Source organism: Agrobacterium pusense (genome assembly GCF_900102105.1).
Classification (GTDB): domain Bacteria; phylum Pseudomonadota; class Alphaproteobacteria; order Rhizobiales; family Rhizobiaceae; genus Agrobacterium; species Agrobacterium pusense.
In genome coordinates, this window is sequence record NZ_FNBB01000001.1 from 618,572 (window position 1) to 637,426 (window position 18,855).

Here is an 18,855-nt window from a genome sequence, read left to right on the forward strand (position 1 = left end):
TCCGTCAGCTGTGCGACGGATCAGACTTTTGCGCGGGCTGCTTTCGTGAATTTCTTGATGACCATGTCCCGCTTCAACCGCGAGATATGGTCGATGAACAGAACACCATTCAGGTGATCGATCTCATGCTGCAGGCAGGTTGCCAACAGACCATCCGCTTCGACCGTCTGCTGCTTGCCGTCACGACCGACATATTGCACCGTGAGCGACGCAGGGCGCTCCACCTCGGCATAATAATCGGGAATCGAGAGACAGCCTTCCTCATAGGTGGAAATATCATCGGAAACCTTGAGGATTTCCGGATTGATGAAGACGATCGGGGTCTTTTCTTCGCCTTCACGCGCAACATCGATCACCAGCAACCGGCGCGGCACACCGATCTGGATGGCGGCAAGGCCGATGCCGGGGGCATCATACATCGTTTCCAGCATGTCGTCCGCCAAACGCAGCACCTCGGCATCCACCTTTTCGATGGGCTTCGATTGCTGGCGCAGCACGGGATCGGGCAAAATGATAAGCGGTTTGATGGTCATGGCTTCCCATAACGTATCTCTCGCGCGGAGGAAATAAAAAACACGACGATGAAAACGGCTCGCGGCATCCGTTCTGCCGGACTCATTTCCGCCGCAGGAATGTTCTTGTTTTGATCTTCCGAATCAATCGAAATCTGCTAGATTTAGTCATGAACACAGACTTCTCCGTTCTCCTTCAACCCGCGCTGCGGGCCGGCTCAGTCGATATCAGCTTCGGCGCGCTTCTCGCTGCCGCGATTTTCGGCCTTGTCGTTACATGGCTTGTGACGGCGAACCGGTCGAAGAAAGCTGGGGCGGATGGCGAGATCTCCGACCTGCTCAAAACCCAGTCCGAACTGCATGGCAGGATCGCGGCCATGGCGGAAACGCTCGGCACGCGTCAGACGGAGATGAGCCAGACGCTGAACCAGCGTCTTGATGGCATGTCGCAGCGGCTGGGCGAAACGCTGACGGAGCAGACCCGGTCTACCCATGAAAATCTGAGCCGCCTTCAGGAGCGCCTGGCGGTCATCGATGCCGCACAGGGTAATATTCAGGATCTGGCCAAGGACGTGGTCGGGCTTCAGGCGATACTTTCCAACAAGCAGACACGCGGCGCCTTCGGACAGGCGCGCATGGAGACGCTGATTGCCGACGCCCTGCCGCCGGGTTCCTTCCAGCTGCAGCCGACACTTTCCAACGGTTACCGGCCGGACTGCACTATCAAGATGCCGAACAATGCGCCGCCGCTCGTCATCGATGCCAAGTTTCCGCTGGAAGCCTGGAACGCCATCAAGGCGGACGAGACGCCGGAAACCAAACGCGCCGCCGTGCAGCAGTTCCGCCGCGATATGGAGGTGCATATTCGCGATGTCGCCGAGAAATACCTCATTCGTGGCGAGACACAGGATACAGCCTTCATCTTCGTGCCGTCGGAATCGATTTTCGCCGATATCCACCAGCATTTCGAATATCTGGTGCAGCGCGCCCATCGCGCCCGGGTGGTCATCGTTTCGCCATCGCTGCTGATGCTCTCGGTACAGGTCATCCAGTCCGTGCTCAAAGACCAGCGCATGCGCGAGCAGGCGCATCTCATTCAGGGTGAAGTGGCGCTGCTCATGGACGATGTGCGGCGGCTGGACGATCGGACGCGGAAGCTGCAGGCCCATTTCGGGCTGGCGCAGAAGGACGTCGACATGATGCTTATCTCCTCTGACAAGGTACTGGCGCGCGGACAGAAAATCGAGGGCCTCGATTTCTCACCGACGGAAAAAGACGCTGCTCATGGTGAAATCGAACAGGCGCGTCGCTTTGCCGAAAACCGAGCCGGTGCGGCCAAGTTGCGGGTGGTTGACGACGAGTGATCGTCTCGGGCAAAGTCGCCGCCTTGCTTAAATTTCATACGGACCCAGCGCCCCATGATTACTGTTTTCGGCTCCATCAACATGGACCTCGTCGCGACCGCCAAACGTCTGCCCAAGCCCGGTGAAACCGTAACGGGAGAGACATTCTCCACGGCCGCCGGCGGCAAGGGAGCCAATCAGGCGCTGGCCGCACGGCGTGCGGGCGCCACGGTCAAGATGGCGGGCGCTGCGGGTGATGACACCTTTGCCGCTCCAGCACTAACCTTGCTGCGCGACGCGGGAACCGATCTGTCATTGGTCAAAACCGCGCCCGGCCCGACTGGAACGGCGGTTATCCTGATCGGTGAAGGCGGAGAGAACATGATCTCGGTCATTCCCGCTGCGAATGGTGAGGTCTCGGCATCCGACGCGGCAAAGACCATATCCGAAATGGCTGCAAGCGATATTCTCATGCTGCAGTTCGAGATACCGGCACCCGCCATCGAAGCTGCACTGACGGCCGCAAAGGCGAAACGCGTCACCACCGTCATCAACACAGCACCGCTGACCGCGGACGGACCGCGTCTCGCCGGCCTTGCCGATATCGTCATCGCCAATGAAACCGAGTTCGAGCTGCTGATCGGCAAGAATGGCCTCTCCAGCGACGAGCGGGAAAACGAACTCAAGGCCCTTCACGAGAGGACCGGCCAGACTTTGATCGTCACGCTTGGTGCGGATGGCGTGATCGCCATTCGTAATGGCAAGCTCTACAGGGCTTCCGGCCTGAAGATCGAGCCGGTCGATACGGTTGGTGCGGGCGATACCTTCTGCGGATATCTCGCCGCGAGCCTCGATCAGGGAATGGATTTCGAAAGGGCTCTGAAGCGGGCCGCAGTCGCAGGCTCGCTCGCCTGCACGCGTGCCGGCGCGCAGCCTTCCATTCCGCAGGCAGCGGAAGTTGACGCGGCCCTTTAAGGGGTCTTGCCGTTAGCGCATTTTCCGGACGTAAAACCGCTGCACACTTTTACTTGAAATGCTTTAGCGACGGATAAAGGTGAGATAGGCCGAGCTGCGGCCTTCTCTTTTTGCCTTGTTCTCGTAACGCGTGCCCGGCCAGTTGGCATAGGGCGTGCGCCAGTCATCAGCGCTTGTCGCCGTCCAGTCAAAGCCGCCGTGCCGGGCGCAATGCTGCAGCGTCCAGTTGACATAAGTGTCGATGTCAGACGCAAAGCAGAACCTGCCGCCGGGTTTCAACACACGATGGAAACGGGCGAGATTGACGTCTGACACGAAACGCCGCTTCCAGTGCTTCTTCTTCGGCCAGGGATCGGGATAAAGCAGATCGATGTGATCGATCGATCCTTCAGGCAGCCAGTCGAGTAACTGCGTCGCATCATCGTCGTAAAGGCGGATATTCATCAGTTCACGTTCGCGAACCGTGGCAAGCAGTTTGGCCATGGAATTGACGAAGGGTTCGACACCGATGAAACCCGTCTCGGGATTTTCGACCGCGCGGTGGGCGAGATGTTCGCCACCGCCGAAACCGATCTCCAGACGGATCGATCGCACATCTGCCGGAAAGAGCGCGGCGAGATTTTGCGGGGGCGCGCTTTCCAGATCGATTTTCAGCAAAGGCAGCAGATTTTCGATCGTATCGACCTGCTGATTGCGCAGGGGCTTGCCCTTGCGCCTGCCAAAAAACGCTTCCGTCGCGCGCGAACGCCGTTCTTCCGTCATCTCATACTCTCAAGACCAAATAGACTTAACCCGCACAGCACCCCGTGAGGCACTGTGCGGGTTACAAAACTCGGTGACGGTATCTCTCAATCGCCGCCAAATAACAAGCGCGATATCCAGTTGACGCATTTTCCGGACGTAAAACCGCTACGCACTTTACTGGAAATGCTTAAGCGCTCAAAGCTTCCTTGAGCGGCTTCACCAGATCGAGCTTCTCCCAGGAGAAGGAGCCGTCACGGCCAGCCTTGCGGCCGAAGTGGCCGTAGGAAGACGTCTTGGCGTAGATCGGCTTGTTGAGATCGAGATGACGGCGAATGCCCGATGGCGAAAGGTCCATGACTTTGCGGATCGCGGCCTCGACCTGATCTTCGCTGACCTTGCCGGTGCCATGCAGATCGACATAGATCGACAGCGGCTGGGCAATGCCGATTGCATAGGAAATCTGAATGGTGCAGCGCTCGGCGAGGCCGGCAGCCACGACGTTCTTGGCGAGGTAGCGGGCGGCATAGGCGGCGGAACGGTCGACCTTGGTCGTGTCCTTGCCCGAGAATGCGCCACCACCGTGCGGGGCAGCACCGCCATAGGTGTCAACGATGATCTTGCGGCCGGTCAGGCCGGCATCACCATCGGGACCGCCGATGACGAACTTGCCGGTCGGGTTGATATACCACTGGCAATCGTCGGCGATCTTCAGGTCGCCAAGCGCTTCGCGGATATAGGGTTCGACAACGGCGCGAACCTTCTTCGAATCCCAGCTTGCATCGAGATGCTGCGTGGACAGCACGATGGAGACGGCTTCGGAAGCCTTGCCGTCGACGTAACGGACCGTCACCTGGCTCTTGGCGTCGGGGCCGAGCTTGGCCGCCTCGCCTTCGCCGCTTTTACGGGCGGTGGCCAGCAGCTGCAGGATACGGTGGGAGTAATAGATCGGCGCCGGCATGAGGTCAGGCGTTTCCTTGCAGGCGTAACCGAACATGATGCCCTGGTCGCCAGCACCCTCGTCGCCCTGCTTGTCGGAAGCGTTGTCCACACCCTGCGCGATATCAGCCGACTGCGGATGCAGGAGAACGTCGATCTTGGCGGTCTTCCAGTGGAAACCATCCTGCTCGTAGCCGATATCGCGGATCGCCTTGCGGGCGGCGGATTTGAACTTCGAGGGATTGATAACCGGATGGCCGGCTGCGTCCTTGAGGACCTTGCCGTCCTTGTCCTTCTTCAGCAGCGTATCGGGAACCCGAACCTCGCCCGCAATCACGACGCGGTTGGTCGTTGCAAGCGTTTCGCAGGCGATGCGCACGGTCCACGGGTCCACGCCCGTCTTGGCCGCTTCACGGTAAATGAGATCCACGATTTCATCGGAAATACGATCACAAACCTTGTCCGGATGACCCTCGGCCACGGACTCGCTGGTGAACAGATAATTGGCACGCATGCGGGATTCCCCTCAAAGAACGGTCTTCGAGTTTGTTAGTCATTTCGGCCGCGAAAAACAAGGACACAACCACATAAATATATCTTTATGTGAGAATTCCTTTCTAATCTGGCACAAAAAAACGGTCCCTGCGGACCGTTGAGTGCCCGGCATCCCGTGCCGGAAATTTTCTGCGCTGCAGGGGCCAGGCCCTACTCGGCATCGCCCTCGGCGGCGAGCGCCTTGACGAGGTCGACCAGACGGCGACGGACTTTCGGGTCGGCGATCTTCACGAAGGCGCGGTTCAACTGCAAACCTTCAGCCGAAGACAGGAAGTCGACGACGTAATTGGAGCTTGAGGCTTCCGCCATGCCGGATGTGCCGCCAGCCTGATCGCCGGGTGCATCTTCGAAAAAAAAGGAAACCGGTACATTGAGGATCGCCGAGATATTCTGCAGGCGGCTGGCGCCAACACGGTTCGTGCCCTTTTCGTACTTCTGAATTTGCTGAAAGGTAATTCCGAGACTTTCACCCAGTTTTTCCTGGCTCATGCCGAGCATGGTTCTGCGAAGACGAATTCGGCTTCCGACATGAATGTCGATGGGGTTAGGCTTTTTCTTATTTTCGGTCATCATGCGGTCCTGACACTCGGATGGGTTGATATATCGCTTCATTACTATTCGAAGAAATGAGCCGGTATTTCGACAGCAGCTAAACTTGTTTTACGACTGACGTATTCACTATGCAATTGCAGGAGTTCCCGGTCAATTCTGGCGCCGGGCAAAACTCCAGGCAGGAAATACCGCAGCGATCATCATCACGGAAAAAATCAACCAGAAATACGTCCGATGTGTGTCGTAAGTAAATGCGTCGTTTGACCCACCACTCAAAGTGGCGTCAACAATGCCCACCCGACCGTAATCCAATCCGGCAATAATGCGGCCATAAGGGTCTATAACCGCCGAGATACCCGTATTGGCACCGCGAATCACCGGCACACCCGTCTCAACCGCCCGCACCCTGGCCTGAAGAAAGTGCTGATACGGCCCAGGCGTATCACCAAACCAGCCGTCATTCGTCACGTTGAGGATCGCCGCCGAGCCAGCGAGAGCCGGAGTCATCTCACCGGGAAAAATGATCTCGTAACAGATCAGCGGATAAAAGGTCTTTCCGGATGGAAGCGTCAGGGGCGTGCGCGAAGAGGCTGCTGAAAAGCCCCCGGGCAGGGCGATGACATTATCAATGCCAAACTCCCGCAGGATACCCTCGAAGGGAACATATTCTCCAAAGGGGGTCAGATGGACCTTGTCCGTCGCGCCGATGATTTCTCCCTGACTGTCGATGGCGTAGACCGAGTTATAATAACGCGGCGGCCTGCCAGCACCCGCATCTTCCATCCTGACGGCTCCGGTGAAGAGCACCTGCCCGTCTTGCAGCGTCTTTGCGATCTCGGCCAGCGCGTCAGGATTTTGCGTCAGGATGAACGGCACCGAGGTTTCGGGCCAGACAATGATGTCGGGGCGCTTTTTGCCTTCGCCCGGAGGCAGGGCTGTCAACCGCAGATGCTCGCCGAAAATCTCGGCGCGGTCATCATTCAGCATCTTGCGAGACTGATCGATGGACGGTTGGACGATTCTGACTGTCACCGCATCTGCCGGTGTCTCCGCGGGTGTCTGGAGGCGGTAGAAGCCATAACCCACATGGCTGGCCAGCAGCAGCGCCGCCAGGGAAAGGCCGGGCCACATGCCTTTTCTCGTGGCGATGAGCGCGGGGGACGCGAAGATGAAAACGGCAAGCGTGGTCACACCGAAAAGACCGATCAGATGCGCCGACTGCATCATGACGGGGATCGGCATGATGCCGTAACCTATGGCGTTCCACGGAAAGCCCGTCGCCAGGAAACTGCGCAGCCATTCCGCAAATCCGAATGCGGCGGCAAGGGCGGCGATCCGACCTAGACCGTTTGACCACACAAGATTGGCCGCAGCAACCGCGAAACCGTAAAACAGCGCCAGAAAGGCCGGAAGCCCAAGGATGGCAAGCGGCAGCGCCCAGGCAAATTCATCCGCTTCAAGCAGAAGCGCGTTGCCCAGCCACCACAGGCCAGCCACGAAATAACCGAGACCGAAACACCAGCCTATACCAAAAGCGGGAAGGATGCGGCTGAAGAGGCCGCCGCCCGGCTTGCCGGTGCAGCCATCCACCAGCCAGACCAACAGGGTAAAAGACAGGAAAAGCGCTGCAAAGAAACCGAATGGAGGCAGGGCGAGCGCTCCGACCGCGCCTGCAGCAATCGCCATCACTGCGCGGCTCATGCCGCCGGCCAGCATCACCCTGCCTGCAAGACGCTCCATGCCATCTCCGTATCATGCGCATCCGGAAACCCGCTCCAGGCAAGCCATTCCGCGAAATTTCCCTTTGTTTCGACGTAAAGGAAAAAAGATTCGCCGTCCACATCAGGCAGGGCAGATGGAGCGGGATCTCATGCCCGGGTAGTCGAACCCGCAGAATCCGGAAGATCAAACGGCGGGATCGACGGGGGCTACCCGTCTATCCTTTCAGTCCACGTTCTGCTGATGGGCGATCAACCGCGTCTCCGGCGGTGGCAATGCAATCACCTCACCGGCATCGCCGGGGGCGCGGTCGTCTTCCCCTTCGGAGCCGTGATCGCGTACGATACGGACACCCTTGATACGCCTCGTATCCGCATCGAGGATCTGAAACTCGAAACCGGGCACGGCGCGAACGACCTCGCCCTTGGCGGGAATACGGCCCAGCGCGAAGAAGATGAGTCCACCGAGCGTATCGATTTCTTCCAGATGTTCGCGCACGTCGAATTCCGGACCGATAGCCTCGGCAAGTTCGGTGAGTTCCGCGCGGGCATCCGCCACGAGCACATCGGCAGAAAGACGCGAGAACATCGCCTCGTCCTTGTCGTGCTCGTCGTCGATGTCCCCAACCACCATCTCGACGATGTCTTCATGGCTGACAAGACCGTCGGTACCGCCATATTCATCGATCACCACGGCGAGCTGGGTTCTCTGGGCCTGCATGGTCTTCAGAAGATCGGAGGCCAACATGGACGGCGGCGCGAAAAGAATCTTGCGCACCAGCCCGGCGTCGGCAACCGTCTTTTCCAGATCGACCCGCGCCAGATCGAAATTCGGCCGCGGCGACCGCGGCGCCTTCACTTCACCGTAAGCGACGCCACGCGATCCCACCCGGCGCTTGTTGCGAGCCTGTTTGGCAACATAGGCAAGCAGATCGCGGATATGGATCATCCCCTTGGGGTCGTCCAGCGTCTCTTCATAAACCGGCATGCGGGAACGTCCGGTTTCCTCAAACAGGATCAGCGCGTCACCGATCGTCATATTCTGATCGAGACCGTCAATATCCACCCGCGGGATCATGATATCTTCGACCCTGATCTCACGGAAACGGAGGATGTTGTGTAGCATCGCCCGTTCTTCGGGCGTAAAAGCGGCGCCTATTTCAGTGTCGTCCATCAGCGCATCGGTCAGATCCTCGCGCAGGCGCTCACCCTGAGACGGTTTCAGCAACCGCGCGATGCGCGACCAGATGGTCGATCTCGGTTTGGCATTGTAGTCCTGACGTAAGTGACTACTGCCCTCCTCCGAAGAGGACTGCTCGCCGTTTTCTCTGCCCTCATTGGCAGGTCGTGCAGAATGTTCGTTCATGGCTCCAGACAATATTTAAAGCGGTTCTTGACCCGCATAGGGATCAGATAGGCCAAGCACCGCCAAAATGCGAGTCTCAAGCGACTCCATTTCTTCCGCTTCTTCCTCGTCCATGTGGTCATAACCAAACAAATGCAGGAACCCATGAACGAGAAGATGGGTCAGATGATCCTCGAAACTCTTCTCAAGTTCAAGGGCCTCTCGCTCTACCGTTTCTCTCGCCACGACGATATCGCCCAGCATAGGGCCGGGCATTCCGCCCGGCTCCAGCGGAAAAGCAGGGAAAGACAAGACGTTGGTCGCCTTGTCCTTGTCACGCCACTCGGCATTGATTTCCCGGATATTTTCATCGTCGGTGAAGACCAGCGAGAGCTCGACCGGCATTTTCGGGAAGGGTTGATCCTCTTCCCGCTTCAGAAAATCGACCGCCGCATCCAGCGCCTTTGACGCAAAGGCAGACAGGTCCTCTTCCGAGGACCAACCTTCGGCCTCGATGCTGATTTGAATATCCAGAGCTGTCATTGTCTTTTCGTCAGTCGCCCTTCAGCAGGCTCTCATCCGGCACAGCCGTATGGGATTCATAGGCCCGGACAATGCGCGCCACCATCGGGTGACGGACAACGTCCACATCCTTGAACCGCACAACGGACACGCCTTCCACATCCGTGAGGATCTGCAGGGCTTCCACGAGGCCAGACTTCACGCCGCGCGGCAAGTCCACCTGGCTTGGGTCGCCGGTCACAATCATGCGACCGTTTTCGCCAAGGCGCGTCAGGAACATTTTCATCTGCATCGTCGTCGTGTTCTGGGCTTCGTCCAGAATGACGGCGGCATTGGCAAGCGTGCGGCCGCGCATGAAAGCCAGAGGTGCAATTTCTATGACGCCCGCCTGAATGGCGCGCTCCACCTTGTCACCGGGCATCATGTCATACAGCGCGTCATAAAGCGGGCGGAGATACGGATCGACCTTTTCCTTCATGTCTCCGGGCAGGAAGCCCAGACGCTCACCCGCTTCAACGGCGGGACGCGAAAGGATGATGCGATCGACCGCGCCACGCTCCAGAAGCTGCGCGGCATGCGCAACGGCCAGATAGGTCTTGCCCGTGCCGGCAGGGCCAACACCGAATACGAGTTCGGATTGTTCCAAGGCGCGCATATAGACGTCCTGCGTGGGCGTCCGCGCCGAAATGGTTTTCTTGCGCGTTGAAATCTGCGCCATGGAAATCTTCGCCTTGCGCTCCATGGTCGGCAGCGTCAGCTGGTCGTCCGCTGCAACGGCCATGCGGATCGCCCCCTCGACGTCAGAAAGCTCGACGGCGCCACCCTTCAGCAAACGCTCGTAAAGGAAATCAAGCGCGCGGCGGGCCTGATTGGTGGAGACCACATCGCCGGTGATGGCGACTGAATTTCCACGGGGACGAGCGTCGATATTGAGGCGCTGCTCCAGAAGCTTCAGGTTCTGATCGAACTGACCGAATAGCTCTCCTGCTATCCTGTTATTCTCGAACGTGAGGACGAAGTGATTGGCGTCGGTCGCGGCTTGGCGTGGCTGGCGCGATGAATTTGATACCAATTCGTGTGCGTTCAAGCGGTCAGGCTCCTGTCCCAATCAGTGTCGGCTCCCCACTCTAACTCTCTGCCACCTCGGCAAACAAGCTGTTTGGACCCGTTGCGGTGATTCGTACATTAACAATGTCACCGATTTTCAAAGTCTTTGCATCAAGATTCACGGATTGCAGCCACGGAGAACGACCTATCAACTGCTCAGTCATGCGGCCGGGCTTTTCCAGCAGCACATCCATGGTCTTTCCGACCAGCGACTCGGCAAATTCCTTCTGTTGCCGCAGCAAGAGAGCCTGCAATCTTTCCAGCCGCTCGGCCTTCACGTCTTCCGCAACCTGGTCCGTGAGGTCGGCCCCCGGCGTGCCGGGACGGGTGGAGTATTTGAACGAGAAGGCCTGCGCGTACTTCACCGTTTCGACCATCGCCATCGTATCTTCGAAATCGCGATCCGTCTCGCCGGGGAAACCGACAATAAAGTCTCCAGACATGGCAATATCAGGGCGGGCGGCGCGGATTTTTTCAATAAGCTGGATATATTCCTCGCCCGTATGGCGACGGTTCATCGCTTTCAGAATTCGGTCCGAACCGGACTGAACCGGCAGATGCAGATAGGGCATCAGGATGCGCAGGTCGCGATGGGCGCCGATCAGGCGATCGTCCATGTCGCGCGGATGGCTGGTGGTGTAGCGAAGCCTCGCAAGGCCCGGAATTTCCGCCAGCCGGTAAAGCAGTTCGGCAAGGCCCCATTTTTCGCCCTTCGGGCCTTCGCCCTGCCAGGCGTTGACGTTCTGGCCGAGCAGCGTGATCTCACGCACGCCGGCATCGACAAGCTTCATCGCCTCATCAACAATCTGGCGCACGGGACGGGAAACCTCCGAACCGCGCGTATAGGGCACGACACAGAAGGTACAGAACTTGTCGCAACCTTCCTGCACGGTCAAAAAAGCCGTAACACCGCGCGTTCGCAGCGTGGATTTCTCGGCAACCGGCAGGTGTTCGAACTTGTCCTCCACCGCGTATTCGGTCTCGATGACGCGCTCGCCTCCACGTACCCGTTTCAGTGCTTCCGGCAGGCGGTGATAGGTCTGCGGGCCGATAACGACATCCACGGCGGGCGCCCGGCGAAGGATTTCCTCGCCTTCCGCCTGCGCCACGCAGCCGGCAACGCCGATCATGAATTCCCGACCCTGCTCTTCGCGCGACTTTTTCATGTCCCGCAGGCGGCCAAGCGCGGAGTAGACCTTTTCCGCCGCCTTTTCGCGAATGTGACAGGTATTCAGCAGAACCAGGTCCGCCTCGCCCATATCCTCCGTCTGAACATAACCGTCCTTCGCCAGCGCATCGCTCATGCGGACGGAATCGTAGACGTTCATCTGACAGCCATAAGTCTTGATGAAGACCTTTCTGCTGTTTGCCCCATCGCGCGCGATGGATGCGGGCTGGCTGTTCGAACCCTCGCGGGCGATCATGGGTGGGGCGTCAAGGCCAAGCGTTTCCTGGGTCATGGCGGCTATCTAGTGTTTTTCACGGCCAGATTAAACAGAAAAATGCCGGAAAAGCTACGATCTCACGAATTCCGCCAGCCGCCGCGCAGGCTGAAGGCCAGCATTGAGCGGATGGAGGCGGCGATATCGGTCGCCAGTCGCTTGCGGTTGTCGGTGCTGTGGAACGGGACGCTGTCCCCAAATGTCACGTCGACATCGATGGCGCCCGCTTTGATGATGCCGAGCAGATGCGGCACGAGCGTGATGCTGCCCGGCCAGGCGGCGATGACGCGATGGTAGCGCCCCATCGCCATGCCATGCAGCCGCGTATAGGCGATGGCGACCGGCTGGACATAAACAAGCTTGCCCTGTACCTGTTCTGCGGCGGTGGACGCCGCACCGAAGAGGGAGGATTTGACGGCCAGCATGCGGTTTCCGTCCGAGGTGGTTCCTTCGGGAAAGAGGACAACGATCTCGCCATCGGCCATGCGGCTGGCGATCTCGCTCACCTGCATGCCGGTGCTGCGTTTCTGCTCGCGTTGAACGAAGATGCTTTTCTGCAGCCGCGCGAGCCAGCCGAAAACCGGCCAGTCGCGCACCTCGGTCTTGGCGATGAACACCACGTCGGCAATGCTGCCCAAAACGAGGATGTCTTTCCATGAGGCGTGATTGACCGCGAGCATTAAGGGCTTTGCCCGCTCCACTTCCCCGTGGACATGCACGCGTATGCCGAGAACATGGCAGGCGATACGATGCCAGACGCGGGGAATGCGGCGGCGGAGCCGCCAGTCGAAGGTAAGGCCCAGCAGTTGAAGCGGCAGCAAAACAAGCGTGACGATCAGGAGTACGACCGCAATATAGGCTGTCCGCAGCCACATCATGATGGGAACGCCCGCTTGTTCACCGGCGTCTCAGTGCTCGCCAGGCTTCAATGGCACGCCGTAAAGTTCCAGCCGGTGATCCACGAGCCTGAAGCCGTGTTCGCGGGCGATCTTCTCCTGCAGAGCTTCGATCTCGGCCGAGTGAAATTCAATGACGACGCCATTCTTCAGGTCGATCAGGTGATCGTGATGCTCTTCAGGCACGGTCTCGTAGCGTGAACGGCCGTCGCGAAAATCGTGACGCTCGATGATGCCGGCATCCTCGAACAGCTTCACCGTTCTATAGACGGTGGAAATCGAGATGCGCGGGTCCACGGCGGAGGAACGGCGGTAAAGCTCCTCGACATCTGGATGGTCGGCCGATTCCTGAAGGACGCGGGCGATGACACGGCGTTGGTCGGTCATCCGCATACCGCGTTCGGCACAAAGCTCCTCCAGCGTTTTCGAAAGGTCTGTCACGTCTTATGGCCTTTTGAGAATTCCGGTTTGCGGCTTTCGCCGAAAAAATGCCTGTCGCAGGGAACTAGCGAAGATCGCGGCGCATGACAAGCGCCGTCGACTTCGTTCCATCCTTGGCCGTGTAATAGGCTTTGCGTTCCGCGACGGTTTTGAACCCGAGCTTCCTGTAAAGATCCAGAGCGGACGCGTTGTTATTATCAACTTCAAGGAACATGGTTTCTGCGCCGCGCATCATCGCCTCGCGGATGGCCGACTGCATCAAACGCCAGCCGAGACCCGCACGTGCGAACTTGTCGGCAACGGCCACGGTCAGGATTTCAGCTTCGCCCGCCACTTCCCTCGCCAGCACGAATCCACCGAGCGGCTTGCTGAAAAAGGCGTTTGTCTGCCGGGCAACGGCACCGAAAACCGATCCCTGCGTCAGCAGTCCCGAAAACTCCCCGTCGTTCCACGGGCGCGGAAAGCGCAGTGAATGCAGTTCCGCAACCGCGGCGCAATCCTCATGCTGCATCGGCACGATCTCGAAATAGGGCTTCCAGCTTAGATATTCGTCAAACATAACAGGAATCGGGAATCAGAAACATGCACTCATGCATGCCGTATCAGGCAACGTCCTGACGTGCCAGCGCAAAACCGGTTTGTGGCCGGGCATCCGGCCCACGCAGATAAAGCGGTGCCGGTTTCGCCTGCCCTTCCGGCTTGCGCGCGCCAGCACGGGCAACGGAGGCAATCGGAAAGTGGTCCGGCCCGGACCCGCTTTCCTCTCCTGCAAACAGCGGCGCGGCGGAGCCGATGACGGAACCATTAAAACCGGAAAGAACACTCTTGGCGTCATCCAGAGACAGAAGCGCCGCCTCGTTGAATGGTAATCCGTCCATGCCGAATGTCTGGAGATAGGTTTCGCCACGCTTGGCATCCAGACCGACCGCCACTGGCCGGTCGGGGTTTTGCAGCAGATGATGCAGGGCAAGCGTTTCTAGCGTGGTGACGCCGACGGCCTCGACGCCGAGCGACAGGGCAAAACCGCGCGCCGCGGCAACACCGACCCGGATGCCCGTGAAGGACCCGGGGCCGATGGTCACGGCAATACGCCCGACATTCCGCAGCGACAGTTGCGCCTGCTCCAAGGCTCCATCGATCACGGCCATAAGCCTTTCGGCATGGCCCTTTCCAATTGTTTCGCAGACTTCTCCAAGCACCCTGTCCGAGGTGCTGTCATAGATACAGGCGGAACAATCCACACCTGCGGTGTCGAGTGCGAGAACAATCATGATCTGGCTTTACAGCATTATACCGCTTCGACTTCGCGCACTTCCGGCACGAAATGGCGAAGCAGATTCTGAACACCATGCTTCAGCGTGGCGGTGGAGGATGGGCAGCCCGAGCACGCGCCCTTCATGTTCAGGAACACCGTGCCGTCGCGGAAGCCGCGGAAGGTGATGTCGCCGCCGTCCTGCGCCACGGCGGGACGGACGCGGGTTTCCAGCAGTTCCTTGATGGTGGCGACGATGGTTTCATCACCCTCTTCGAAGAACTCGCCTTCCTCATCCGATACTTCGGCCGCAATGGCAGTGCCCATGATCGGGCGGCCGGACATGAAGTGTTCCATGATCGCGCCCAGAATGGCGGGCTTCAGGTGCTGCCATTCCGCGCCGTCCTTGGTGACGGTGATGAAATCGAAACCGAAATAAACGCCGGTCACACCCGGTATCATGAAGAGGCGCTCTGCCAGCGGCGAAGCCTGGGCCTGCGACGGGTTGAGGAACTCCACCGTTCCGCTTTCGAGCACGACCTTGCCCGGCAAGAACTTCAGCGTTGTCGGGTTCGGCGTGGCTTCCGTCTGAATGAACATCGTCTGTCTCCTTCGAGGTCGCCGTTCACGCCCCGCAATTTAGAATTCTTCCAAAAAATACGCCCGGCGAAGCTACACTTCAAGCCCTGACATGATAATTACATTCAAGAAATCGTAAGGCCCTGAATCTCGCCCGAAACCGGATCAGCAGAGAGCGTCGATTTCCTCATCGGACAAAGTATCCGGCAACACGGTGACGGGGATCGGGAAGGCTGCCCCTCGCCCGGCGATGGAGGAAACGAGCGGTCCCGGACCTTCCTTCGTCGATCCCGCCGCCAGAACGAGAATGGCGATATCGCGGTCTTCCTCGATCAGCCCATGGATCTGCTCGGTGGCGCTGCCTTCGCGGATCACCGCTTCCGGCTCGATGCCGATCGTCTCGCGCACCTTCTGGGCGATCTTGGCAAGCGTGGCTTCCGCCTCCTCGCGCGCCTCGGCCCGCATGATCTGCTCGACGCCAAGCCATTGCTGGAAATCGCCTTCCGGGATCATGTAAAGCAGCACCAGTCCGCCATTGGAGTTTTTGGCGCGACGACCGGCATAGTGCACGGCCCTCTCGCATTCCGGCGTGTCATCGATAACTGCAAGAAACTTGCGCCGATGCCCTTCCAGACGCGACAGCCGTTTTGAAACCATTCTGCACTCCCTAGGTCCGCCGTGATCCGTAAACCGCCCGACGGTTCGGGCGGAGATTATATCAAATCACGACAGGCGCAAACCACCCGACGCATTCGAGCAGCGGCGACCTGTCAGCGCAGGAAGCCAATGATGTCGCGCACCTCGTTCATGGTCTTTTCGGCAATGGCGCCCGCCCGTTCGCCGCCCTGCTTGAGGATTGCGTCGATGTGGGTCGGGTCATCGAGAAGGCGACGCATCTCATTGTTGACGGGGGCCAGCACATTCACCGCGAGCTCGACCAGGGCCGGCTTGAAAGCCGAGAACTGTTGTCCGCCAAATTCGGAAAGAACGTCGGCCTTCGTCTTGTCGGAAAGCGCGGCATAGATGCCAACGAGGTTGTCGGCCTCGGGGCGACCTTTGAGGCCTTCCACTTCGCTCGGCAGCGCATCAGGATCGGTCTTTGCCTTCTTGATCTTCTTCGAGATGGCATCGACATCATCCATCAGGTTGATGCGCGACAGATCGGACGGGTCGGACTTCGACATCTTCTTGGTGCCGTCCTTCAACGACATCACGCGCGGGGCCGGACCGCCGATCAACGGCTCCACCATCGGGAAATAGGCGTGTACCGGCTCATCGCCGACCGTTATATCGAGCCCGAGGCCCGCCTTGCGGATATGGTCGCTGAAATCGATGTTGAATTTCTGGGCGATGTCGCGGGCGAGTTCCAGATGCTGTTTCTGATCGTCACCAACAGGAACATGGGTGGCACGATAAACGAGAATGTCGGCAGCCATTAGGCTCGGATACGCAAGGAGGCCGAGCGACACCTGTTCGGCATTCTTGCCGGACTTGTCCTTGAACTGCGTCATGCGCTCCATCCAGCCGATGCGCGCCACGCAGTTGAACACCCAGGCCAGTTCCGCGTGCTGCGGCACGGCCGACTGGTTGAAGACGATATGCTTCACCGGATCAATGCCCGAAGCGATGAAGGCGGCCGCGATAGAGCGGGTCTGCGCCTTCAGGTCCGAGTGAACGAGCTGGGCGGTGATGGCGTGCATGTCGACGACGCAATAGATGCAATCATTATCTTCCTGCAGCGCCACGAATTTGCGGATCGCGCCGAGATAATTGCCGAGATGCAGATTGCCGGTCGGCTGGACGCCCGAGAAAACCAGCGGCTTGAATGCGTTCATTGTCGTCCTCGAAAAGGCTTGTGGAGGGCCCCGCCCCGTGATTGGAATTGCACGCGCGCTTATGCACCCGCAGCCCCTCGCAATCAAGCGCTTTCAGGGCCTGTCAGCCGCGCGGCTCCAGAAGATCCCAACGATTTCCATAGGGATCGACAAAGACCGCAACGGAACCGTAAACCTCATGGCGAGGCTGTTCCAGAAAGCGCACGCCGCGGGCAAGCATCGTCTCATAATCGCGTTGGAAATTGTCGGTATGCAGGAAAAATCCGACACGGCCGCCGGTCTGGTTGCCGATGGCAAGGCGCTGCTCTTCACCATCGGCCTCGGCGAGCAGAAGGGCGCCACCGTCAGCGCCCCGCGGCTTGACCACCAGCCACCTCTTGCCGTCGTCCAGTGGCTGATCGGAGAGGCACTCGAAGCCGAGAACATCGCAATAAAACGTCTTCGCCCGATCGTATTCATCAACCACGAGGGTAACGAGGGCGATGCGGCGGTTTTCAGCAAAGGACATCAGCCAGCCTCCGTCTCGACGTTCTTTTTTACGCGCTTGCGGACGGCCCGCCTCACCATGCCGATGTCGGCACCTCCAGACACGAAAGCCAGGACGAAATAAACCAGCATGGCGGCAAAGACGAGGCCCATGATCGTGCCGGCCCGCACGAAAATGGACGAGGCGGAAGACAGCTCGAAGGTAAGCCACGTCAGCGCATAATGCACAAATACGGCCATCAGTGCCGCGGCCAGGAGCAGGCGCGGGATACGGGTGAGTAGCGGAATATCCAGGTGCCAGTGACCGCGCCACAAAAGCATGCCGAACAGCAGGGCGGCATTCACCCAGCCGGCGGTGATTTCGGCAATGGCAATGCCCGGGCCGCCAAGACGCGGGAAAAGCGTCAGTGCCAGCGAGACGTTCACGACAACCGAAATCGCCGCGAAAATCATTGGCGTACGAGTATCCTCGCGCGCGAAGAAGCCCGGAATAAAGGCCTTGATGAGCACGAAAGCCGGCAGGCCCAGACCGTAGATGCCAAGAATTTGCGCAACGGTGAAGGTGGCCGAGGGCGAGAAATTGCCGCGCTCGTACAGGAAACGAACGATGGGTTCGGCCATGACGAGAAGAGCGGCCGCGGCGGGCAGGGTCAGGAACAGCACGAACTCGACCGAGCGGTTCTGCAGGCTTCCGGCCTCCACCATATGGCCGCCGCGCAGCGCCCGCGCCAGTTCCGGCAGGAGCACCGTGGCAACGGCAATGCCAACGACGCCGAGCGGCAGTTGATAGATTCGGTCCGCATAGGCAAGCGAGGATATGACGCCTTCGCCGCCGGAAGCGATGTTGGTGTTGATGAGCAGATTGATCTGGGTAATGCCGCCGGTGATGGCTGCCGGCAGGGCAAGGACCAGAAGCCGCTGCACGTTCTTGGTCAGCCGTGGTCTGCGGAAACCAATGCGCATGCCGGCATTGCGCACCGCAATCCAGACGATGGCGAGCTGCACAAGACCTGCCACCATCACGCCCCACGAGAGCGCGTAACCGACCTGAAGCGGATCGTAATTTTTCCACCATGCCAGCGCGAGCACACCGATGAGAATGATGTTGAGGAAAACGGGAGCAATAGCAGCCGCAAAATAACGGTGCAGAGAGTTCAGCATGCCGCCCATCATCGCCGCCAGCGACATGCAGGCGAGATAGGGGAACATGATGGTGGCAAGGTGGATGGTGTTTTCGAACTTCACCGGGTCATCGACGAAGCCGGGAGCAATCACCGTGCGCACGATGAAAGGCATCGACAGTTCCATCAGGATCGTCAAGGCCAGCAGCACCGTGAACAGGACGCCGAAGACCTCTTCCGAGAAACGCCGTGCGCCTTCCATGCCGTTCGCCTCGATCTCCTTGGCGAAAAGCGGCACGAAGGCAGAGTTGAATGCACCCTCGGCGAAAAGCCGCCGGAAGGTATTGGGAAAGCGGAAAGCGGCGTTGAAAGCATCCGCCACCGGCCCGGTGCCGACGGCGGCTGCCATCAGCGTTTCACGCAGGAAGCCGAAGATGCGGCTGCCGAGCGTGGCTGTGCCGACTGTGGCGAACTTGCCGATGAGACTCATGGGA

General features: G+C 59.2%; 20 protein-coding genes. 2 read left to right on the plus strand and 18 right to left on the minus strand.

The genetic code is table 11. The annotated features are described in order from the left end of the window. Positions 1–20: 20 nt before the first annotated feature. Positions 21–533, minus strand: coding sequence for a peptide deformylase (def, locus tag BLU28_RS03105; protein WP_004439632.1), 513 nt, complete (start codon positions 531–533; stop codon positions 21–23). Positions 534–682: 149 nt separating this feature from the next. Here def and BLU28_RS03110 point away from each other — a divergent pair, with 149 nt between their 5' ends. After that, positions 683–1,876, plus strand: coding sequence for a DNA recombination protein RmuC (locus BLU28_RS03110; RefSeq protein WP_035206700.1), 1,194 nt, complete (start codon positions 683–685; stop codon positions 1,874–1,876). A gap of 54 nt (positions 1,877–1,930) precedes the next feature. Next, entirely contained in the window at positions 1,931–2,830 is a 900-nt protein-coding gene (locus tag BLU28_RS03115) for a ribokinase (protein ID WP_035206699.1), read from the plus strand. A 63-nt stretch (positions 2,831–2,893) separates the two neighbouring features. Here the strand turns inward: BLU28_RS03115 and trmB are convergent, their stop codons facing one another. The 17 genes from trmB to murJ all read right to left on the minus strand — a co-directional run bounded on the left by trmB (position 2,894) and on the right by murJ (position 18,851). Then, entirely contained in the window at positions 2,894–3,592 is a 699-nt protein-coding gene (trmB, locus tag BLU28_RS03120) for a tRNA (guanosine(46)-N7)-methyltransferase TrmB (RefSeq protein ID WP_035206698.1), read from the minus strand. A gap of 169 nt (positions 3,593–3,761) precedes the next feature. Next, positions 3,762–5,024 (minus strand): methionine adenosyltransferase, encoded by a 1,263-nt coding sequence (gene metK / locus BLU28_RS03125; protein WP_004439623.1) that lies wholly within the window; start codon positions 5,022–5,024, stop codon positions 3,762–3,764. A gap of 191 nt (positions 5,025–5,215) precedes the next feature. Further along, entirely contained in the window at positions 5,216–5,635 is a 420-nt protein-coding gene (locus BLU28_RS03130) for a helix-turn-helix domain-containing protein (RefSeq protein WP_004439621.1), read from the minus strand. Between the two features lie 132 nt (positions 5,636–5,767). After that, entirely contained in the window at positions 5,768–7,357 is a 1,590-nt protein-coding gene (lnt, locus tag BLU28_RS03135; RefSeq protein ID WP_077986594.1) for an apolipoprotein N-acyltransferase, read from the minus strand. Between the two features lie 204 nt (positions 7,358–7,561). After that, positions 7,562–8,701, minus strand: a complete 1,140-nt coding sequence (locus BLU28_RS03140) for a hemolysin family protein (RefSeq protein ID WP_004439615.1) — start codon at positions 8,699–8,701, stop codon at positions 7,562–7,564. Between the two features lie 15 nt (positions 8,702–8,716). Further along, the gene (ybeY, locus tag BLU28_RS03145) at positions 8,717–9,223 is read right to left on the minus strand and encodes an rRNA maturation RNase YbeY (RefSeq protein WP_077986593.1); all 507 of its coding nucleotides are present in this window, start codon (positions 9,221–9,223) and stop codon (positions 8,717–8,719) included. Between the two features lie 10 nt (positions 9,224–9,233). After that, positions 9,234–10,289 (minus strand): PhoH family protein, encoded by a 1,056-nt coding sequence (locus tag BLU28_RS03150; protein ID WP_004439610.1) that lies wholly within the window; start codon positions 10,287–10,289, stop codon positions 9,234–9,236. Between the two features lie 40 nt (positions 10,290–10,329). Continuing rightward, complete coding sequence (gene miaB / locus BLU28_RS03155; RefSeq protein WP_022555517.1) at positions 10,330–11,769, minus strand: tRNA (N6-isopentenyl adenosine(37)-C2)-methylthiotransferase MiaB; 1,440 nt, start codon at positions 11,767–11,769, stop codon at positions 10,330–10,332. A gap of 62 nt (positions 11,770–11,831) precedes the next feature. Further along, a complete protein-coding gene (olsA, locus tag BLU28_RS03160) occupies positions 11,832–12,629 on the minus strand; it encodes a lyso-ornithine lipid O-acyltransferase (protein ID WP_077986592.1) in 798 nt (265 codons plus the stop codon). A gap of 30 nt (positions 12,630–12,659) precedes the next feature. Next, positions 12,660–13,088: a Fur family transcriptional regulator gene (locus BLU28_RS03165; protein WP_004439602.1), complete on the minus strand. Its 429-nt coding sequence runs from the start codon at positions 13,086–13,088 to the stop codon at positions 12,660–12,662. A gap of 64 nt (positions 13,089–13,152) precedes the next feature. Next, positions 13,153–13,647, minus strand: coding sequence for a GNAT family N-acetyltransferase (locus BLU28_RS03170; RefSeq protein ID WP_077986591.1), 495 nt, complete (start codon positions 13,645–13,647; stop codon positions 13,153–13,155). 43 nt (positions 13,648–13,690) lie between these two features. After that, a complete protein-coding gene (gene tsaB, locus BLU28_RS03175) occupies positions 13,691–14,359 on the minus strand; it encodes a tRNA (adenosine(37)-N6)-threonylcarbamoyltransferase complex dimerization subunit type 1 TsaB (RefSeq protein ID WP_077986590.1) in 669 nt (222 codons plus the stop codon). Positions 14,360–14,376: 17 nt separating this feature from the next. Further along, positions 14,377–14,940 carry a NifU family protein gene (locus BLU28_RS03180; protein WP_006698903.1) on the minus strand — a complete coding sequence of 188 codons (564 nt, stop codon included), beginning with the start codon at positions 14,938–14,940 and terminating at the stop codon, positions 14,377–14,379. 144 nt (positions 14,941–15,084) lie between these two features. After that, complete coding sequence (locus BLU28_RS03185) at positions 15,085–15,576, minus strand: universal stress protein (RefSeq protein WP_003503758.1); 492 nt, start codon at positions 15,574–15,576, stop codon at positions 15,085–15,087. A gap of 113 nt (positions 15,577–15,689) precedes the next feature. Next, on the minus strand, positions 15,690–16,754 hold the full coding sequence (gene trpS, locus BLU28_RS03190) for a tryptophan--tRNA ligase (protein WP_004439588.1): 1,065 nt from the start codon (positions 16,752–16,754) through the stop codon (positions 15,690–15,692). Between the two features lie 103 nt (positions 16,755–16,857). After that, positions 16,858–17,262 (minus strand): VOC family protein, encoded by a 405-nt coding sequence (locus tag BLU28_RS03195; RefSeq protein WP_077986589.1) that lies wholly within the window; start codon positions 17,260–17,262, stop codon positions 16,858–16,860. Then, positions 17,262–18,851, minus strand: a complete 1,590-nt coding sequence (gene murJ, locus BLU28_RS03200; RefSeq protein WP_077986588.1) for a murein biosynthesis integral membrane protein MurJ — start codon at positions 18,849–18,851, stop codon at positions 17,262–17,264. Before murJ ends, BLU28_RS03195 begins: the two co-directional genes overlap by 1 nt. Positions 18,852–18,855 lie beyond the last annotated feature (4 nt).

What these genes read in the sequence shown, in the direction of transcription:
- def (WP_004439632.1), bottom strand. Translation starts at nt 533, where the DNA reads ATGACCATCAAACCGCTTATCATTTTGCCCGATCCCGTGCTGCGCCAG.
- BLU28_RS03110 (WP_035206700.1), top strand. Translation starts at nt 683, where the DNA reads ATGAACACAGACTTCTCCGTTCTCCTTCAACCCGCGCTGCGGGCCGGC.
- BLU28_RS03115 (WP_035206699.1), top strand. Translation starts at nt 1,931, where the DNA reads ATGATTACTGTTTTCGGCTCCATCAACATGGACCTCGTCGCGACCGCC.
- trmB (WP_035206698.1), bottom strand. Translation starts at nt 3,592, where the DNA reads ATGACGGAAGAACGGCGTTCGCGCGCGACGGAAGCGTTTTTTGGCAGG.
- metK (WP_004439623.1), bottom strand. Translation starts at nt 5,024, where the DNA reads ATGCGTGCCAATTATCTGTTCACCAGCGAGTCCGTGGCCGAGGGTCAT.
- BLU28_RS03130 (WP_004439621.1), bottom strand. Translation starts at nt 5,635, where the DNA reads ATGACCGAAAATAAGAAAAAGCCTAACCCCATCGACATTCATGTCGGA.
- lnt (WP_077986594.1), bottom strand. Translation starts at nt 7,357, where the DNA reads ATGGAGCGTCTTGCAGGCAGGGTGATGCTGGCCGGCGGCATGAGCCGC.
- BLU28_RS03140 (WP_004439615.1), bottom strand. Translation starts at nt 8,701, where the DNA reads ATGAACGAACATTCTGCACGACCTGCCAATGAGGGCAGAGAAAACGGC.
- ybeY (WP_077986593.1), bottom strand. Translation starts at nt 9,223, where the DNA reads ATGACAGCTCTGGATATTCAAATCAGCATCGAGGCCGAAGGTTGGTCC.
- miaB (WP_022555517.1), bottom strand. Translation starts at nt 11,769, where the DNA reads ATGACCCAGGAAACGCTTGGCCTTGACGCCCCACCCATGATCGCCCGC.
- olsA (WP_077986592.1), bottom strand. Translation starts at nt 12,629, where the DNA reads ATGATGTGGCTGCGGACAGCCTATATTGCGGTCGTACTCCTGATCGTC.
- BLU28_RS03170 (WP_077986591.1), bottom strand. Translation starts at nt 13,647, where the DNA reads ATGTTTGACGAATATCTAAGCTGGAAGCCCTATTTCGAGATCGTGCCG.
- tsaB (WP_077986590.1), bottom strand. Translation starts at nt 14,359, where the DNA reads ATGATTGTTCTCGCACTCGACACCGCAGGTGTGGATTGTTCCGCCTGT.
- BLU28_RS03180 (WP_006698903.1), bottom strand. Translation starts at nt 14,940, where the DNA reads ATGTTCATTCAGACGGAAGCCACGCCGAACCCGACAACGCTGAAGTTC.
- BLU28_RS03185 (WP_003503758.1), bottom strand. Translation starts at nt 15,576, where the DNA reads ATGGTTTCAAAACGGCTGTCGCGTCTGGAAGGGCATCGGCGCAAGTTT.
- trpS (WP_004439588.1), bottom strand. Translation starts at nt 16,754, where the DNA reads ATGAACGCATTCAAGCCGCTGGTTTTCTCGGGCGTCCAGCCGACCGGC.
- BLU28_RS03195 (WP_077986589.1), bottom strand. Translation starts at nt 17,262, where the DNA reads ATGTCCTTTGCTGAAAACCGCCGCATCGCCCTCGTTACCCTCGTGGTT.
- murJ (WP_077986588.1), bottom strand. Translation starts at nt 18,851, where the DNA reads ATGAGTCTCATCGGCAAGTTCGCCACAGTCGGCACAGCCACGCTCGGC.